This is a genomic window from Methylomusa anaerophila (genome assembly GCF_003966895.1).
Classification (GTDB): Bacteria; Bacillota; Negativicutes; order Sporomusales; family Sporomusaceae; genus Methylomusa; species Methylomusa anaerophila.
This window is the reverse complement of record NZ_AP018449.1, coordinates 2403377-2420995: the sequence shown is the minus strand read 5'-3', so window position 1 is coordinate 2420995 and position 17619 is coordinate 2403377. Positions and strand designations below refer to the sequence as shown.

The following is a 17619-nucleotide window of genomic DNA, read 5'->3' as shown; positions in this document are numbered from 1 at the left end:
CCGATGTTTTCCTGAAGCTCACAAAAGGCGTAAGGGCGCCGGTGCCTATGTGGGTTTGCCGACAAGCAAAAGTCTCAGGTTTATCCAACCTGAGACTTTTGCTTCTGGGACATAAATTACTTGGCTTTCTTTCCGGCATCCTCAATATTTATCACTAGCTGAGTTTCCCCGTCAATAATATAATCGGTGGTGACGCTAAATTTCCGTTTGCTTTCGCCGGCTTTCTTGACTTTGCCTGGTTGACTTTGACTTGTTCCTGGATTTGTTCCTGGATCAATAGTGTCCGGTTTCTTTTTCCCGGTTTTATCAGGAACGACCGGACTCGGGCTTTCGCCTAATTCCGTGGATATTCTTGGATTTTGCCCAGTTGGTGTTCCATTTAAGTTATCAAAGTTAAAATCCATGATTTCCGCGACAAGATCGTTATTCCGATCCCGTTCGACCAATTCTTTTACCGTCTCTTCCAGGGTGCTCGGTTTAGGTTTCAGGACGAAAGGCAGGTGGTTTGCCTCAGCATCAGTGCCTTGACGTTTACCCAGGAGTTGAGCCAGGGACACAGTTCCTCCGCCCCGTACCGACAGCATCATGGTTCCCGGCGGCTGATCCTTGGGAATGGTAAAACTGATATTCCGGGTTATTGCCTCTTCCCGGAAAGGTTTCAGCTTTACTGCGATGTCAATTTTGTCGCCCGGCTTCGCACTGCTGCTATTGGCGCTTGCTTGCAAAATGGATGCCGTCCGATGGCTGGTTTCCAGTTCTACGTTTACTTTTACATCTGTAATAGTAATGGCTTTATATTGGTTGCCGGTCAATAAAGCCAAAGCCTCAAAGATTTCTCCCACCGCCAGTTCGCCAATATTGCCCGCAGTGTAAAACATATTGTCCCGTTTCAGAACCTCGCCCGGAATGTCGGCGGCGCTGATTTCAAAGCTTACTTTTGCGGTTCCGGCGCCCGCTCGGTCTGTGGCTTTGTCAATAGCGTTAAAAACCGACACCGCCGCCAATACCGGCGCCAACTCTTCGTCATACGCCACCTGCGCCGCAAGATCCTGGGATCTTCCCAGCGACTTATCCGTTACATGAACCCTTAGCGGTACTATCCGGGGAAATACACCAAACTTGCCGGCGATGCCAGCGCCGCGGTCCTGGCTGATTTTCCCAATCGCCGCCCCCGTTGCTCCTATTTTAAACGAGTTCTCCATGCCGGGCGTGGTCGTGTATACCTCGGCTTCGGTAAGAAAATAATTGGCGTTGCCGCGCTTGAGGAACGGGTGTCCAAAAGCCAGAACTTTCCCGTCTTCTACATAAGTCACGGTTCCCAGCGCCCCAAGGCTGACATCACCGCGAACCAGTTGAACACCTATTGTGCTGCCCGGTTCCACCACCCGGTAGGCGATATCGTCGGTTCCGGCATCAGCCGCCGCATAAGGCACCAGGTTATAAGGCTTTAATTTTCCCTTAAGCCATTGCAGAGCCTGCTCACTAAATCCTGCCGCCATAAGAGGTGTGGCTTTTTCTTCTGCTTTAGTGTCAGCAGTCGGCGGCTCCGACTCCGGCTGCCCCGGTTGCTCCGGTTTTGTTTCTTCTTTTTGGCCGGAATCAGGCAAATTGTCTGCCGGTTTATTTTCCGTTGCCGGTGGAGCGGCCGGAGAATTATTTTTGCTGTTTTCCTGGTTTTCCTGGTATTCTTGCACCGACCACAATTTCAACATATCAGCAATAGGAGTAACCATGCCTACTTTATGATCGGTAAGCGGCCAGCCATAAGCAATTGCTCCCACCAGCTTGCCGTTGATGTATACCGGGCTGCCGCTCATCCCCTGGGCGATTCCGCCTGTCCGTTCAATGACATCTCCGTATGTACGCACAAGAATCAGGTCGCCGGACGGTCCTTTCTGTTTCATAATCCCCAGCACTTCCACACCGAATTCTTCAATGGTGTTGCCGGCAACAACTGTTTTCGCCACCCCATGCATACCGGGAGTAATCTGATCGACGGGCATAAATTCAGGCGCCGCAGTAGCGATGGTTACCGGTAGCGCCAATACCAGCGCCACTATTACCAAAATATAGCGCCTAATATAGGTGTACAATGTATAATCATCCTTCCAAAACTGGTTTACTTACGTTTCCCTGGTTCGATCCGGGCGAGCACATCACCGGATTGGACCTGATCGCCAGCTTTCACCGTCACTTCTTTGACAATGCCGTCAACAGTTGCCCGTACAGCTGCTGCTGGTCCGGTAATCGTATCAACATATACCAGGATGTCACCTTCCCGCACTTCGGCGCCCGGAGATACGAGGCCATTAGCAAGAACCTGACCGGAAAGAACACTGTGTTGCTCGACTGTTTGACCTGCGGCCCAGGCCCAGGCCATAATACCCAAAACCAGTATCACGATTATCATAACCATAGTCTTTTTACTCTTAAGCAAACAGTCCACCCTCCCATTAATCACATATTTTGTATACTAGTTTATATACTAGCCTGCTTTTATTATATATGTATCCGGGTTAGTTAGCAATACGGCCGGGGATTACCACAACGGCACTTCCTAACTTTCTTTCCTGTCCGTCTGACGGCTTATTGACCACAGTATCCCGTATCACCATTTCGCTTGAACCACCGCCATCCAGATTCATTGCGTCGGTGGCGCCCAGTTCCTGCATAAATAAAGCTGTTTCCAGCAGCGTCATCCCAATACTGGTGGACTGCCGGCCATCAACAACCACCAAAAGAATATGTCCGTCGGCAGTTATTCCCAATGCTGTTCTGGGGGCGCGCCCGCCGGCTACATCCGGGCCAAATTCTTCAATTTTGGTTGTTAAAAACACACTGTTATCTTTCACCAGCATTGGCCCGGCACTCAACGCCCAAGTAATTTTATCCCAAACCGTGCCAAGGGTTTGGCTTATTTTTACCTCGTCGCCAATTTTGAGGCCACTCATTATTTTCGCAGCCGCACCATGAGCAGACAGTACTGCTCCGTCTGGAGGGATTGGCGAGTTATTATCATTTATCGCCGCAATTTTACCGTTTATTATCGTAACTTCAATCCCATAGGGATTAGACCTTGTGGTTGCATCATAGAAGCTGTTGTACAAAATCAATTCATCCGGCCCGCGTTCTCTGTTGACCGCACTAAGCGGAATAGTCCGGCCGTCAGGCAGTTCCACCTTCCCCTCATAATCAACCTGATCAATGATTATTTTCCCGTCAGGCAGAATCCCAAATGCCGTTCTGGGCAACTCCGGCGTGCTGACAATCTGGCCATCCATCTTTAAAAGGCCGATGATCGTACCGTCCGGTGCAAAATAGGAGCCGTTTACCGCCGCTATTGCCCGGGCGCGTTGGGACATGGGTACAAGCGTCTCCAATCCCTGGACAATGCCGTTGGACAATACCGGTTTAATAAGATAGCCGGCTTGGGGATCCACGTCCAGGGCGTGTGCCCACACCGGACCGTCACCGGTGCTGCGTTGCCAGGAAATATGTTTGATTCCCGGCGTTACTTCTTCTACCAGCTTTTGATCATAGTTTTTAATAATATCCACGATCAGGCGGTCAGGGTTCTTAATGGTAAAGACATTATACATATAGGTTGATTTTAAATCCACTACCGCCTGCAATTTGCCGGCGCCGGCGGCAAACAGCCTGAGCTTGCTGACGATAGGATCGTTAAACGTTATTTGCGACAGCCCCGCCTGGTTCACGCTCCCGGACAGGTTAAGCACCAACCGCAATGGATTTTCCAGAGTAGTTACCTTATATTGCGGGATATTATTAAATTCAAATACAATCCGGACCCTTTCCGCCGATTGACTCGACCTGATTTTGGTGATTATGCTGCCTGGGTCAGCCCAGGCCTGGGCAGGAACAGCTAAAAGGCACAGAATTAATGCCAAAAAAAATCCCCAACGGCGGGCCGAATGAAACGCCGTCAAATTGCGGAACCCTTTCATGTTTTCATCCTCCGAATATGTAAGAATCAATATTATATTTTATGGAATACATTCTCTCTGTATCCTTCTTTATCCTCCATATTCAGAGCAATTATAGATTTCCTTTTTTTACCACAAGATAAGGAATAATAAAAAAAGGGCAGGCGCTAACGCGAAACCTGACCTTTGGGACCACTGTATTTTGCCGGGGATAATTGCCGGTACAACATATCGGCCAGACCAATACCGCCGGCTTGCGCCATATTTTTAGTCAACTCGGTATCCAAAAGCGACTGGTAAATATTTTCTTCCTTATTATCGCCAAGCAAACCCGACTTGGGAACAGTGGCCCGCATTCTCGTCAACATAATATTCAAAAAAACCGCTTCCATATCCCTGCAAGCCTGCTTCAGCTTCAAACCCTCTTTATTGGTATTCTGTCCGCCCGTCCCGCCGCCGGCACCAACCGCCCTCTCCAATTTCGCGGCAAAACCGTCCTGCATCTCAACAGCACTCTGCACCTTAGCCCTTTCCAATGCCCCATTCGAGTTGGTGAACTGACTTCCATCAACCCCACTAATTTGCATAAAAACACACCCTTCTATTCCCTTACGTAACGGCATAAGTTAACTCCTGCCCCGAACTGCTTAGAAATCGTTAGATGCTAGGCGCGACGAGGACCACAACGGAGGCGTACTGGAGGTACGTCGCAGTGAGGACCGCAGTAGCACGATTCTGATTTCGTTAGTATTATCAACGCAGTTAACTTGTCGCAGATAACAGCAACGCAGATGGTGCGGCGACGCAGCATGACGGTTTATAAGCAGTTCCCCACTTTAAGCGAACCGTTACACTACATGATTTGGAGGTCGGCGTGCAAGGCCCCGGCCGCCTTAATTGCCTGTAAAATGGCAATCACGTCGCGGGGGGTAGCCCCCACAGCGTTCAGGGCGCGCACAACACTGCTGACGCTTGAAGCGGCCGGTAAAACGATTAATCCGGCGGGTTGCTCTTGGACGTTTACATTGGTTTGCGTTGTCACTACCGTATTACCGTTGGAAAACGGCGGCGGCTGCGATACGTCAGTCTGCCTGCTGATGCGTACGGTTAGTCCTCCCTGCGCCACGGCAACTTCGTCAATTGTAACATTGTTGCCGATGACCACTGTGCCTGTTTTTTCATTAATTACTACTTTGGCAGAGTTATCGGGAGTAACAGGCAATTCTTCTACTGCCGCAATAAAACCGACCATGTCGGCAGAGTAATTGTAAGGAACGTTAACAATAACAGTTCCCGGATCTTTAGCCTCAGTGATCTGTCCAAAGCGACTGTCAATTGCCTCACTGATACGGCTGGCTGTCGTAAAGTCAGGCTGGCTGAGTGACAGAGTAATTCTGTCCCGGCTGCCAAACTGGGTGGGAACATCCTTTTCCACAATCGCGCCGTTGGGAATATTCCCGGCAGTAGTAAAGTTCTTTTGCTGACTGGAACCGTTGCTGCCTGCGACATATCCGCCGGTTGCCAGCGAGCCTTGGCCAACAGCATAGACTGCCCCATTTGCCGCTCTTAAAGGCGTCTGAAGAAGTGTTCCGCCTTGCAGACTTTTCGCATCGCCCATGGAAGATACGGTAATGTCAATGGTATCACCCGGCTTGGCAAAGGCCGGCAGTTGGGCAGTTACCATCACCGCGGCGGCATTTTTGGTCTGAAATTGGGATGAATCTATCATGACGCCGAAGGATTTGAGCACATTGGCTATCGATTGGAGCGTAAAATCGCTTTTGTTGGAATCCCCCGTACCGGCAAGTCCCACTATTAAACCATAGCCTACCAATTGATTGCTTCTCACGCCCTGTACTTTGGCAATATCCTTGATGCGGGCATATGCCAAAACCGGGGTACCAGGTACGGACAAAAGAATAGAGGCTAAAACCGTCCCTATCAGAAATTTCCTTAAGAAATTGCGCATAGGCCCTCCGCTTCCTATCAGAATATGGAACAATCGTAACAATCCAACAACTCTGATAATACTACTAAAATATGAAATTAAATATCTGTGACAATATTCCCTGGCGCTGCTTGGCGGAAATCGGGCCCTTGCCGTCCATCCGGATTTGGGCATCCGCCACATTATAGGAATAAACAGTGTTGTCTGAATTTACATCATAAGGTCTAACAGTACCGGTTACGGTTATTTTTTGCTCTTCGTTGTTTTGTTTTATGCTTTGCGTCCCGGATAAAACCAGGTCGCCGTTAGGTTTTATTTCAACAACCTTTACCGTGACGCGGCCGCTAACTCTATTGCTGTTGGTAATCGCACCCTTAGAATCAAAGCTGTCCTGGCCGCTGGCGCTCATATCATCAATAAAAGTAAGCAAGCCAACGCCGGCAGTTGTGGAAGTACTGGACGACTTGGAGTTGCTTGAACTGCCTGAACGGCTGGCGCTGCTGTTCTCACTGATGATGATGGTAAGAATGTCACCGACGGCATGAGCCCTGTGATCGCTAAAAATATTCGCCGCCGGTGAATTATCGCTCCATAAAGACTCAGCCTGCACCCCGCCGGCAGCGGGTGACATAGTTATAATTATTGCAAGTATCAGCAGAAAACCAATTGCGACCCGCATTCTTCTCACTTCACTTTCCGCTGTATATTGGCACCCGAACGGTACCGGCATCCGCCACCACTGCGGATATTAGTTTCTTGGAGTTGGCGTTCTGTACCTGAATGAGTTGCCCTTCATAGCCATTCTGCAGGGCAATTCCGGCGGCGGTTACCTCTATGCCGCTATCGCCGCCAACTATTGTTATCATTGTGCCTCGCTTAATGATAACAGGTTTGTCCAGCATTAGGCCGGTAAGCACTATCCCTGCCGGCAGCGTCCGGCGCACCGACATTTCCCTTATTTTGTTAAAGTCGGTAATATAGCCGGGAGTAATCCGGCCAATGTCACGCCTCTCAAGCCGGCAGTTTTCCAATGACACCTTTTCTTTGGCATTAATCAGTTTGGCCGTAACAATGACATCTTGATACAACCTGATATCGAATCTGACTCTGGCGACAGCTGCCGGTTGCCCGTCCACCAGCACATTAACCTGGATGGCAGTCGATCCGTTATAGCGAATACCGGCAGGGGCATCCATGTGCAGCGTCACATACCCGGGGGGTAATGTAAGATCCCGTTGATTCCCCAGCGGCGTAATCGTACACTCGCCGGCATAGCCGGTCTTCACTTGTTTTTCCGCAAAATTCTTTGCTTCCAATAGAATCTTATCGCCGCTTAACACTTGGGAGGCGGATGTTATTTTTACCTGGTTGGGAATATTCCAGGTAATTCCGGACAAATCAACTCCCGCAGCCACCAACCGGGCACCTAATAATTCCTTCGTAAAGACCAGAGTCTGCCCGGGAATAGGCGCACTACCCAAATTAAGCCGCCGTAAAGAATCCAATCGTGCCTCATTGCCGCCAATGATGCCGGCGATGTCTCCCAATGCTATATAGGGACTGGAAAGCTGTGCTTCCGCCGCTACATTCACGGTGATAGCATCCCCGGCGCTAACCATGCCGGGAAAACACCAGCTAACCAGAAGGATCAGCCAGAAGATTAAGTTGCGCATACGATTAGCCTTACCGTTTCAATCCGGCAACCTGTCCCAGCATTTCATCCGATGTCTGAATGGCTTTGGAGTTAATCTCATAAGCTCTTTGAGCGACAATCATATTTACCATCTCTTCAACTACTTGCACGTTAGACATTTCCAAATATTTTTGGGTTATAGTGCCGGCGCCGTCATCACCGGGATTTCCTGCTGTCGGTGTGCCGGAGGCGGCAGTTTCCTGGTATAAGTTGCGCCCAATACTGCTGAGACCTGCAGGGTTGATAAACCGGACAATTTGAAGCTGTCCCAGTTCCTGCGGCGCTGTTTGCCCGGGAATTGCGACTGTAATTATGCCGTCGGAAGACACGCTTAATTCGGTAGCATTGTCGGGAATTGTAATTTGCGGCTCCAGCGGATAGCCGTCCGAAGTCACGATTCGGCCTTGTGAGTCTTTTTTAAATGATCCGTCACGGGTATAGGAGATAGTTCCGTCAGGCATGGTAACCTGAAAGAAGCCGTCCCCCTCAATCAGCATATCCAGCGAGTTGCCGGTGCTTTGGTAGGAACCTTGCGTGAAGATCTTCTGGGTTGCCACCTGACGTACGCCATGTCCCATCTGGATACCGCTGGGGACCTGGGTATCCGGTCCGCTGGAAGCACCGGGCTGGCGCAGGGTTTGATACATTAAATCGGCGAAATCCGTCCGGCTTTTCTTAAAGCCGGTAGTGTTAACGTTGGCCAAGTTATTGGATATTACATCCATGTTCGCCTGCTGAGCCGCCATGCCGGTCCCGGCAGTCCAAAGAGCACGCATCATATTATTATATACCCCCATATTTTTCTTGCCATTTATAAATATTATCGAAAAAAAACTGGAATAAATTAAATAAATTAAATGTTAATTGACGCTATTTTTATACCCGGGCCACATCATTTACCGCCTTGTCCATTAACTGGTCATGGGCCTGAACGGTTTTGGCGTTGATTTCATAGGCGCGATAAGCTGAAATGAGATTAACCATTTCAGAGATGGGGTTGACGTTGGACGACTCCAAATAACCCTGACTAACTTGTCCGGTCGCCGCCTGTTCGACAGCATTGGGGCCGGCTAAAAACAAGCTGGCGCCTTCCTTGCCCAGTTGCTGGTCATCGGCAAAATCCACGAGCCGCAAACGGTCAACTTCCGCACCATCCACGGAAATACGACCGGTACCGTCAACAGATATTTTGCTGACATTTTGGTCGCCGGTATTGATTTGCACCGGCCCGTTTTGGCCCAAAACCCGGTAGCCGTCCATAGTCACAAGTTCGCCCCGGTTGCTGCGGGTGAAGGAGCCGTTACGGGTATAACGGATGCCGGCCGGAGTTTCCACAGCAAAATAACCTTTGCCGTTAATGGCCAGATCAAAGGTATTACCGGTTGGCTGAATAGATCCCGGATTGTGAACGGTTACAATCTTGTCGGTTACCACGCCAACCCCCATGCCGCCGATATTGGGGTCGCTTTCCTCGTTTTCAATCCGCATGGTCAAGATGCTGGCAAAGTCCTTGTTGATGGCTACATCCTTCTTATAGCCGGCGGTGTTGCCGTTGGCCAGGTTATTGGATATGGTATCGGTGCGAACAGTCTCGGCCATCATACCAGAAGCCGAAGTATAAATACCACGAATCACCTTTGGGCACCTCTCTTTTTTATAAACTAAAATGCCTGTTCACTGGCCAAAGGTCGTGAACTGCTTAATAAATTAAGATAACTGCCTCTAATAAGAAATACTGCCTTTTTTCAGCGTAGTTAAGCTATCCTGCAGGTTTGCCAGAGCTTCCAAGGCTTTACCTGTTCCCAGAGCAACGCAGGATAACGGGTCCTCGGCAAGATATGTGGGAATCCCTGTTTCATGGTTAATTAATTTATCAAGTCCATGGATCAAAGAGCCGCCGCCGGTCATAACAATACCTCTGTCAACAATATCGGCGGCCAGTTCCGGGGGGGTCTTCTCCAATACTGATTTGACACATTCAATTATAAGCGAAATTGGCTCAGACAGCGCTTCCCTGGTTTCAACGGAAGTAATACGGATTGTTTTGGGTAGACCGGATACCAGGTCTCTGCCCCGGATTTCCATACTTTCATCCCGTTCGGAAGGATAGGCGGTACCAATTGTCATCTTGATTTCTTCGGCAGTACGTTCACCAATAAGGATGTTGTACTCTTTCTTCACATGCCGCACCAAAGCTTCATCGAATTTATCCCCGCCAAGCCGCAGGGACTCGCTGACTACAATTCCGCCGAGGCTTAGCACCGCCACGTCAGTGGTACCGCCGCCGATATCAACGACCATAGCGCCGCATGGCTCGGAGATTTCCAGTCCGGCGCCGAGGGCTGCGGCCAGGGGTTCCTCGATTAAGTATGTTTTTCTTGCTCCTGCCTGCATTGCCGCCTCTAGCACCGCCCGTTTTTCCACAGTAGTAACTCCGGAAGGAATGCAGACCATGATCCGGGGTTTGAAGAAGAAAAATTTCTTGCCGACCACTTTCTGGATAAAGTGGCGCAGCATACTTTCCGTAGTGTCATAATCAGCGATAACTCCTTCGCTCAGCGGGCGAATGGCGATAATGTTGCCGGGGGTCCTCCCCAGCATACGGCGGGCTTCTTCCCCGATAGCCAACACGCGGTTGCTGTCCCGGTCGATGGCCACGACTGACGGTTCCCTCAGCACAATACCTTTACCTTTTATATATATTAATATATTGGCTGTACCCAAATCCACTCCTATATCCATTGACCCAAACATGCAGAACCGAATCTCCTTTCAGCCGTATCCCTTACCGCTGCTTGTCCTATCATGGCTAAGAAAAAACAGACTAAGATAGTACATTTTTAACACATTTTTCAAAATTGATATAAATATTCTATTCTACATAAAAAGCAAAAATCCTCTAAATATCAACAATATACTACATACTTTGGTTAATTTTGGCTTAATTTTAGTATTTTTTAATTTTTTTCCGCGTTCTTATATTTTTTCCTTGTAGCTTCACCGCCGCGAATATGGCGTTCCGCTTTGTTTAGTTCTAATATGTTTTTCACTTTGGCTGCTAAACGCTTGTTAATCTCCGGCAGCCTTTCTATCATGTCTTTATGTACGGTGCTTTTGCTGACACCGAATACTGTTGCTGTTTGTCTCACAGTTTCTTTCGTTTCCATGATATGGTTACATATATCCAATACCCGTTTGCGAATATATTCTTTCATTCCAGTCTCTCCCTCCTGTGAACGCCCTTTCTGCTCTTGCTAACATGTATATGCGGGAAAAGGCGGGAAAAGACTCTATAGGTACAAGCTGATCAAGTAAGAAAAAGCTGATATTTCTTAAAATACTCTAATCACAGAGTTTATATATAGTACATGGTATATATTACAAGATACCCCAGACAAAAGAGTGAACTACCACTAATAGCAGCGGGAGTTCACTCTTTTCTTGCAGCGCCTCTCAGGCGATGTTTCTGTTAATTTTTGATTTCGGGAAATATTTCTGCCGGATTAATATAGGTGTCTGTTACCAGTGATTTTACTCCCAGGTGGAGATGGGGGCCATATTTTTCCCCGGCTGCCGCCCCAATAAGCCCGATTTGCATACCGGTTGCTACCCTATCGCCTTTACTTACACTGGCTGTCGCGATAGAACCATAATAAACAGCATATTTTTCACTTTTCACAACCACAGTTAATCCTAAATGTTTATCAGTATTCACATCAATTACCTCTCCCGGCAAAAAAGCCGGAACGGCTTGTCCTTCTGCTGCCGCTAAATCCACACCGGTATGGTAACGCCAATCCTTGAATAATGGATGTTCCTGCCAACCAAATGCCAATATCACATTACCGTTGAGTAACCGGTGAATACTTTCGCTGCTATCGTCTGCGTTACCCGGTCCGCCAGCAGGAATTTTTTGTTCTATGTCGCCTGTTTCGGCTGCTGTCACCGGTGTACTGGAAGGCAGTGTCGCCGGGACATTATTTATTTCGGATATTTCGGAACTAATGACCGGCGGTTCAGGGTTTTGAATAGGCTGAACCTTTTGCAGGAGGAGCTGCTCTTTCTCGGCTTGGAAAACACTAATAACGAAAAATGCGAGAATAGCGGCTAAAATCAGCAAGGTGGCAGCGGTAAATACCGGTTTCGCCTCAATTCCGCCGGAACGCCAAATATATCTTATCACTTTATCTTTACCAAACAAGGCCGGGAATAATTTTCCGGGCATAATATCACCTCAAGTATATTATGCCCAGTTTTCATTCAAGGGAAACGTTAACGTGAAGAGACGTTTTACCACAAAGGCGCAGAGGGCACAGAGAAACACAGAGGGTTTTATTTTACATGCTCCCTCTTCGTCATTCTTTCTCTGTGGCCCTCTGTGTCCTCTGTGTCTCTGCGGTTCCGGTCCTTTACTAGATATTTACGTAATAATCAGGAGCCAAATATATTTCTGATAGCAACACCAGTGTAATAATAAGTTAAAATCTGCCGGAAGTCTCGCCCTTTCTTCGCTTGGCCATTGGCGCCATACTGGCAGAGACCGACGCCGTGCCCGTAACCTACTGTTTTAATAATCAGCTTATCGGCCTGAGGTTCAATATCGAAAAGCGACGAACGCAGATCCAGCTTTTCCCTCACTTCCAGACCGGAGAAAATCTTGTTGCCAATCCTTACCTTGTCGACCCGTCCTGATTCCGTCCGGTTAATAATATTGACGATACTGGCCTGGTTACCGTCTTGGGCGGCCGCTATGATCCCTGCGTCTGTTCCCAGCTTAGTTTCTAATTCCACCAATGTTACCTCTTTTACATCGTGATATTTGGGAGAATTTTGATCCCAGGTGCAGGCTACACTTCTCAGATACGGATAATCAAATCCCCAGACTTCTTTGGCGCTGGCGGTCCGGTTACCGCTGGTTGAATGAAAAACCGCATTAATCGGTTCACCATTATATGTAACAATTAAGCCTCTTGTCTGGTCTACTGCCAGCGTAACCTTGCTCCAATACTTTTTGTAGTTGCGCCCCCATTTCATCTGTATAACACTGTCGCTTTGCCAGGCCTGGCTTTCCTTGGGATCGCTGCTTACATCCGCCCCCGGGTGTTCCGCTGTTCCTGTTCCGCCAAAATAAGCCATATGCTTAACCGCATAAGTTCGCGCTGCCACAGCCTGCGCTTTTAACGCTTCTAATTCGAACTCTCCCGGCATCTCGGCAGCCACAACTCCTTTAACATAGTCTTCCAGATTCATGGTGATAATTTCCCCGGTTGCATGGTTAAATACCTTAATGGAAACATCCTCGCCTGTATGGGCTTCATTTTGCGACTGGGTAACCCTGGACTGGAAAACGATGCCAAGTCCGCCGATAGTGATTGCCGGAATGACAATGACTACTGCGATTACCAGCAATATACCGTATATCAGTATATATCTCACCCCGGCATCATCCTTTCGCCATGCGTCGAAACACAGCTTCTGTTTCATAATATGCCGACAAAGCAAGGGGTATGCTGATGGGGCAGGGGGCAGAATTCAGAATTCAGGAGTCAGAATGAGCGAACGCTCGTTTCGGAGTATTTTAATCTAATTCTCAATTCTGTATATTTGAATGATAACCGAAAATAAATCAGCAGGCGGCCGGAACGGCCGCCTGCTGCGAATTGTTTAGGATATTATTATAGCTATGCAAAAGGTAGTAAGGTAGTTATGAAAAGACGAAATAGAAGAACGCCTTAGCGAAGGATTCTGACTTCTGACTCCTGACCTCTGGATACTCCCCCCGCCTATCGTCCTACCCGTTGGATAGAGGCGCCGACGCTTTTAAGCTTTTCCACCAATCCGTCATAACCCCGGTCAATATGATGAACGCAGCCAATTTCCGTCTGTCCGTTCGCTGCTAAACCAGCGAGTACCAGGGCGGCCCCCGCCCTAAGGTCGGTAGCTTTTACCTGGCATCCGGTCAAAGCTTTTACGCCCTCGACAACTGCGCTCCGGCCTTCTATCTTAATGCTGGCGCCCATCCGCTTGAGTTCATCTACGTGCATGAAGCGATTTTCAAAGACGGTCTCGGTGACAATACTGGTTCCTTCTGCTACCGTCATTAACGCCATGAACTGGGCTTGCATATCGGTCGGGAAGCCCGGATAAGGCAAAGTCTTAACGTCAACGGCTTTCAGAGGGCCATTCCCCCGGACCCGCACACCGGTTACATCTTCCTCAATAACCACGCCAACTTCTCTTAATTTGGCGATTACAGGTTTTAAATGCTCGGTCAAGGCGTTTTCCAGCCAGAGGTCGCCGCCGGTTATCGCCGCCGCCAGCATATAGGTCCCCGCTTCAATCCGGTCCGGAATAACCGCGTAACAAGCTCCTGTTAATTCTTTGACCCCGTCGATTCTGATTATGTTCGTCCCGGCACCCCGAATACGCCCGCCCATTGCATTCAATATGTTTGCCAAATCTACAATCTCCGGTTCTTGTGCCGGATTCTCAATAATAGTCTGACCTTTAGCCATACTGGCGGCCATCATAATATTCTCCGTAGCGCCGACGCTGGGAAAATCCAGATAAATTCGGGCTCCTTTCAGGCCTTGCGGCGCTTTTGCTTCAATAAAACCGTGTCCCAGCAAAATCTCCGCCCCCAACGCTTCAAAACCTTTTAGATGAAGATCAATCGGCCGGGTGCCAATAGCACAACCGCCGGGCAAAGAAATTTTAGCCATATTTTCACGCGCTAAAAGCGGTCCCATAACGTAAAAGGATGCCCGCATTCTTCTTACCAGTTCATAAGGTGCTTCACACGAGATGATGTTACTGCTATCAATGGTCAAGGTATTAGGAGTGTTCTTTGTTACAACGACACCCAAATGCCCCAGGACTTCACATATTGTACGCACATCTTCAAGATCGGGAATCTCCTCGAGCGTGCTCGGTGTAGTCGCAAGCAGCGTGGCAGCAATGATCGGCAAAACCGCATTTTTGGCGCCGCTGATTTTAATGCTGCCGGACAGACGGTTTCCTCCTTGAACAACTATCTTTTCCACATAAGTTCCTCCCACAACAGCGGTAAAATTAACTATTATTCCAGCTTTGTCAAATAGCAACTTTTTTCTCTTTAATAGTTTATCATCACTGTATATGGTAAGCAAGGGGCTTAAGTCCTTGAGCTCTAATTAATCATATTTCGTACTAAATTCATTTTTGCCATTTTTTTGATATCCTATACAATGAAATTTTTCGGTAATTTTTTTGAAAATTAAAAACCGCAGAGGACGCAGAGTGCGCGAAGTTCTCGTGCTCTCTGGGTCTCTGCGGTTTAAAATGCGTTATTTGCTGCTGCCTACCTTTAGCCGCACTATCGCCCGCCGTAAGGCGCTCTCAGCGCGAAGTACATCAATATCCGGCCCCTGGCTTTTCAAACGTGCTTCCGCCCGTTCTTTAGCAGCCTCGGCCCGTTCAATATCAATCTCACCCGGTAGTTCAGCGCAGCCGGCTAAAATGGTAATTTTCTGCGGCCGGACTTCAATAAAACCGCCGCACACGGCAACCTGGGCCTCGCCCTCGTCCTGCAGAATTCGCAGCGGCCAAATATCCAGCCCGGCAATTAAAGGAACGTGTCCGGGCAAAACACCAAGATCCCCGTCGGTTGCCCGGGCGATAACCATGTTAACGTCTTCGGAATAAACCATGCGCTCCGGAGTAACAATGTCCAGCCTGATCTTGTTGGCCACTCATTATTCCTCCTTCATTTTACGCGCCCGTTCCACCGCTTCGTCAATTGTGCCCACCATATAAAAGGCAGTTTCCGGCAAGTCGTCATACTTGCCATTTATAATCTCCTTGAAGCCGCGGATTGTTTCCTTCAGAGGTACGTATTTGCCGGGTGTGCCGGTAAATGTTTCCGCCACGAAGAATGGCTGGCTCAAGAATCTTTGGATTTTACGCGCCCGGGAAACGGTCAGCTTATCTTCATCCGATAATTCTTCCATGCCCAGAATGGCGATGATATCCTGCAGTTCTTTATAACGCTGCAGCACTTCCTGTACGCCGCGGGCGGTTGCATAATGATCTTCCCCTAAAATATGGGGGTCCATAATCCGGGAAGTGGAGTCCAGAGGATCAACCGCGGGATAAATACCCAGCTCGGCAATCTGCCGCGACAATACCGTGGTGGCATCCAAGTGGGCGAAGGTTGCAGCCGGAGCCGGGTCAGTCAAGTCGTCGGCCGGCACATATACCGCCTGCACCGAGGTGATTGATCCCTTCTTGGTGGAGGTAATACGTTCCTGCAGCGCTCCTACGTCCGTGCCCAGAGTCGGTTGATACCCTACCGCCGACGGCATCCGGCCCAAGAGCGCCGAAACTTCGGAACCGGCCTGGATAAAACGGAAAATATTGTCAACAAAAAGCAGTACGTTCTGACCGCCGACATCACGGAAATATTCCGCCATGGTAAGGCCGGTCAAACCAACCCGCATCCTGGCTCCGGGAGGCTCGTTCATCTGCCCGTACACCAAAGCGGTTTTGTCAATAACACCGGACTCTTTCATTTCATTCCACAAGTCGTTGCCCTCACGGGTACGTTCACCTACACCGGAAAATACGGAGAAACCGCCGTGCTCGGTGGCAATATTCCGGATCAGTTCCATGATAAGAACAGTCTTGCCTACCCCTGCGCCTCCGAACAAACCGATTTTACCACCACGGGAATAAGGAGCGATAAGGTCGACAACTTTGATGCCGGTTTCCAGAATCTGATAGGTAGTCTCCTGATCTTCAAAAGTTGGCGCTGGACGGTGAATCGGCCAGTAATCGTCAGCCTTTACTTCCGCCGGGTCGTGGTCAACAGTTTCTCCCAACACGTTGAAGACCCGTCCTAATGTACCTTTGCCTACAGGAATTTTAATTGGCGCCCCGGTATCGATTGCCTGCATGCTGCGGGTCAGACCGTCAGTAGACGACATAGCCACACAGCGTACGGTATTGTCACCAAGATGCTGCATTACTTCAGCAGTCAGCTTTACTTGAACGTCACCAATTTTTTCATCAATCTTGATGGCGTTATAAATAGCAGGCAGATGCTCCGGGGGAAACTCAACGTCAACAACAGGACCGATAACTTGAATAACTCTTCCGGTATTCACTTAGGTTCCCCCTCCTTTGGTCTTACTAGGAACTGTCTTACTTAAGCGCTTCGGCGCCACCCACAATTTCCGTTATTTCCCGGGTAATGGTGGCCTGGCGAACTTTATTGTAGTGCAAGGTCAGTTTGGAGATCAGTTCCTGAGCATTATCGGTGGCCGACCCCATGGCCGTCATCCGTGAACCAAGCTCACTGGCAGCCGATTGCAGCAGCGCGCCGTAAATGACTGTCTCCAAATACTTGGGCAATAAGAGATTCAAAACTTCCTCGGCGGAAGGCGTAAAAATGTATTCGGTTTGCGGAAGGTCTTCGCCTTCGCCCGTTCCCGCCACCGGCAACAGCTTCACTGTCGTCGGCTTTTGGTTAATCGGCGAATAGAAGCGGGTATAAGCAAGATAAATCTCATCATACTCACCGGCGGTAAACTTGTCCGCCATCAGCTTGGCCAAATCAACGGCGTTAGCATAGGATGGCCTTTCGGAAAAGCCTATGAATGCGTCATCAATGGTGTAACCCCGCCGCCGAAAGTAATCCCGGGCTTTTCTGCCCACAGTAACCAGCCGCACGTTCTCCTTGCCATAAACCTGCGGCAATACTTCCCGGATTAGATTGGAAGAATAGGCACCGGCCAAGCCTTTATCGGCGCTTAGCACAAGATATCCGGTTCGCTTAACTTCCCTCGCTGCCAACAATGGATGAACGGCATCCCGGGCATTGGCAGTTACGCTGGCCAGAACTTCCTGGATTTTATCGGTGTACGGCCGGCTGGCAATAGCCCGTTCCTGCGCCCGGCGCAAACGGGCAGCGGCAACCATCTTCATGGCTTTGGTAATCTGCTGAATATTTTTTACGCTTTTTATGCGGCGGCGTATATCCCCGGAGCTAGCCATAT

The 17619-nt window shown here is 49.1% G+C and carries 17 protein-coding genes; all 17 read right to left on the bottom strand.

From position 1 onward, the window contains the following. Positions 1–116 precede the first annotated feature (116 nt). The 17 genes from MAMMFC1_RS10955 to atpG all read right to left on the bottom strand — a co-directional run bounded on the left by MAMMFC1_RS10955 (position 117) and on the right by atpG (position 17617). Entirely contained in the window at positions 117–2093 is a 1977-nt protein-coding gene (locus MAMMFC1_RS10955; RefSeq protein ID WP_232035414.1) for a SpoIVB peptidase S55 domain-containing protein, read from the bottom strand. Between the two features lie 26 nt (positions 2094–2119). Further along, complete coding sequence (locus tag MAMMFC1_RS10950; protein WP_232035413.1) at positions 2120–2437, bottom strand: biotin/lipoyl-binding protein; 318 nt, start codon at positions 2435–2437, stop codon at positions 2120–2122. 79 nt (positions 2438–2516) lie between these two features. Beyond that, positions 2517–3965 (bottom strand): phosphodiester glycosidase family protein, encoded by a 1449-nt coding sequence (locus MAMMFC1_RS10945; protein ID WP_126308549.1) that lies wholly within the window; start codon positions 3963–3965, stop codon positions 2517–2519. 146 nt (positions 3966–4111) lie between these two features. Further along, entirely contained in the window at positions 4112–4567 is a 456-nt protein-coding gene (locus tag MAMMFC1_RS10940; RefSeq protein WP_232035412.1) for a rod-binding protein, read from the bottom strand. Between the two features lie 230 nt (positions 4568–4797). Then, positions 4798–5913 (bottom strand): flagellar basal body P-ring protein FlgI, encoded by a 1116-nt coding sequence (locus MAMMFC1_RS10935; protein WP_126308548.1) that lies wholly within the window; start codon positions 5911–5913, stop codon positions 4798–4800. Positions 5914–5977: 64 nt separating this feature from the next. Then, positions 5978–6571 (bottom strand): flagellar basal body L-ring protein FlgH, encoded by a 594-nt coding sequence (locus MAMMFC1_RS10930; RefSeq protein ID WP_126310566.1) that lies wholly within the window; start codon positions 6569–6571, stop codon positions 5978–5980. A 10-nt stretch (positions 6572–6581) separates the two neighbouring features. Further along, a complete protein-coding gene (gene flgA, locus MAMMFC1_RS10925; protein ID WP_126308547.1) occupies positions 6582–7565 on the bottom strand; it encodes a flagellar basal body P-ring formation chaperone FlgA in 984 nt (327 codons plus the stop codon). Positions 7566–7575: 10 nt separating this feature from the next. Further along, entirely contained in the window at positions 7576–8364 is a 789-nt protein-coding gene (gene flgG, locus MAMMFC1_RS10920; RefSeq protein WP_126308546.1) for a flagellar basal-body rod protein FlgG, read from the bottom strand. Positions 8365–8461: 97 nt separating this feature from the next. Next, positions 8462–9220, bottom strand: coding sequence for a flagellar basal-body rod protein FlgF (flgF, locus tag MAMMFC1_RS10915; RefSeq protein ID WP_126308545.1), 759 nt, complete (start codon positions 9218–9220; stop codon positions 8462–8464). 87 nt (positions 9221–9307) lie between these two features. Next, entirely contained in the window at positions 9308–10339 is a 1032-nt protein-coding gene (mreB, locus tag MAMMFC1_RS10910) for a rod shape-determining protein (protein ID WP_126308544.1), read from the bottom strand. A gap of 203 nt (positions 10340–10542) precedes the next feature. Beyond that, complete coding sequence (spoIIID, locus tag MAMMFC1_RS10905; RefSeq protein ID WP_126308543.1) at positions 10543–10800, bottom strand: sporulation transcriptional regulator SpoIIID; 258 nt, start codon at positions 10798–10800, stop codon at positions 10543–10545. A gap of 254 nt (positions 10801–11054) precedes the next feature. Beyond that, on the bottom strand, positions 11055–11810 hold the full coding sequence (locus MAMMFC1_RS10900) for a M23 family metallopeptidase (RefSeq protein ID WP_126308542.1): 756 nt from the start codon (positions 11808–11810) through the stop codon (positions 11055–11057). A 206-nt stretch (positions 11811–12016) separates the two neighbouring features. Next, complete coding sequence (gene spoIID / locus MAMMFC1_RS10895; protein WP_232035411.1) at positions 12017–13069, bottom strand: stage II sporulation protein D; 1053 nt, start codon at positions 13067–13069, stop codon at positions 12017–12019. 299 nt (positions 13070–13368) lie between these two features. Beyond that, positions 13369–14628, bottom strand: a complete 1260-nt coding sequence (gene murA, locus MAMMFC1_RS10890; RefSeq protein ID WP_126308540.1) for a UDP-N-acetylglucosamine 1-carboxyvinyltransferase — start codon at positions 14626–14628, stop codon at positions 13369–13371. 282 nt (positions 14629–14910) lie between these two features. Then, positions 14911–15315: a F0F1 ATP synthase subunit epsilon gene (locus tag MAMMFC1_RS10885; RefSeq protein ID WP_126308539.1), complete on the bottom strand. Its 405-nt coding sequence runs from the start codon at positions 15313–15315 to the stop codon at positions 14911–14913. A 3-nt stretch (positions 15316–15318) separates the two neighbouring features. After that, positions 15319–16728: a F0F1 ATP synthase subunit beta gene (gene atpD, locus MAMMFC1_RS10880; RefSeq protein ID WP_126308538.1), complete on the bottom strand. Its 1410-nt coding sequence runs from the start codon at positions 16726–16728 to the stop codon at positions 15319–15321. Positions 16729–16765: 37 nt separating this feature from the next. Further along, entirely contained in the window at positions 16766–17617 is an 852-nt protein-coding gene (gene atpG / locus MAMMFC1_RS10875; protein ID WP_126308537.1) for an ATP synthase F1 subunit gamma, read from the bottom strand. Positions 17618–17619 lie beyond the last annotated feature (2 nt).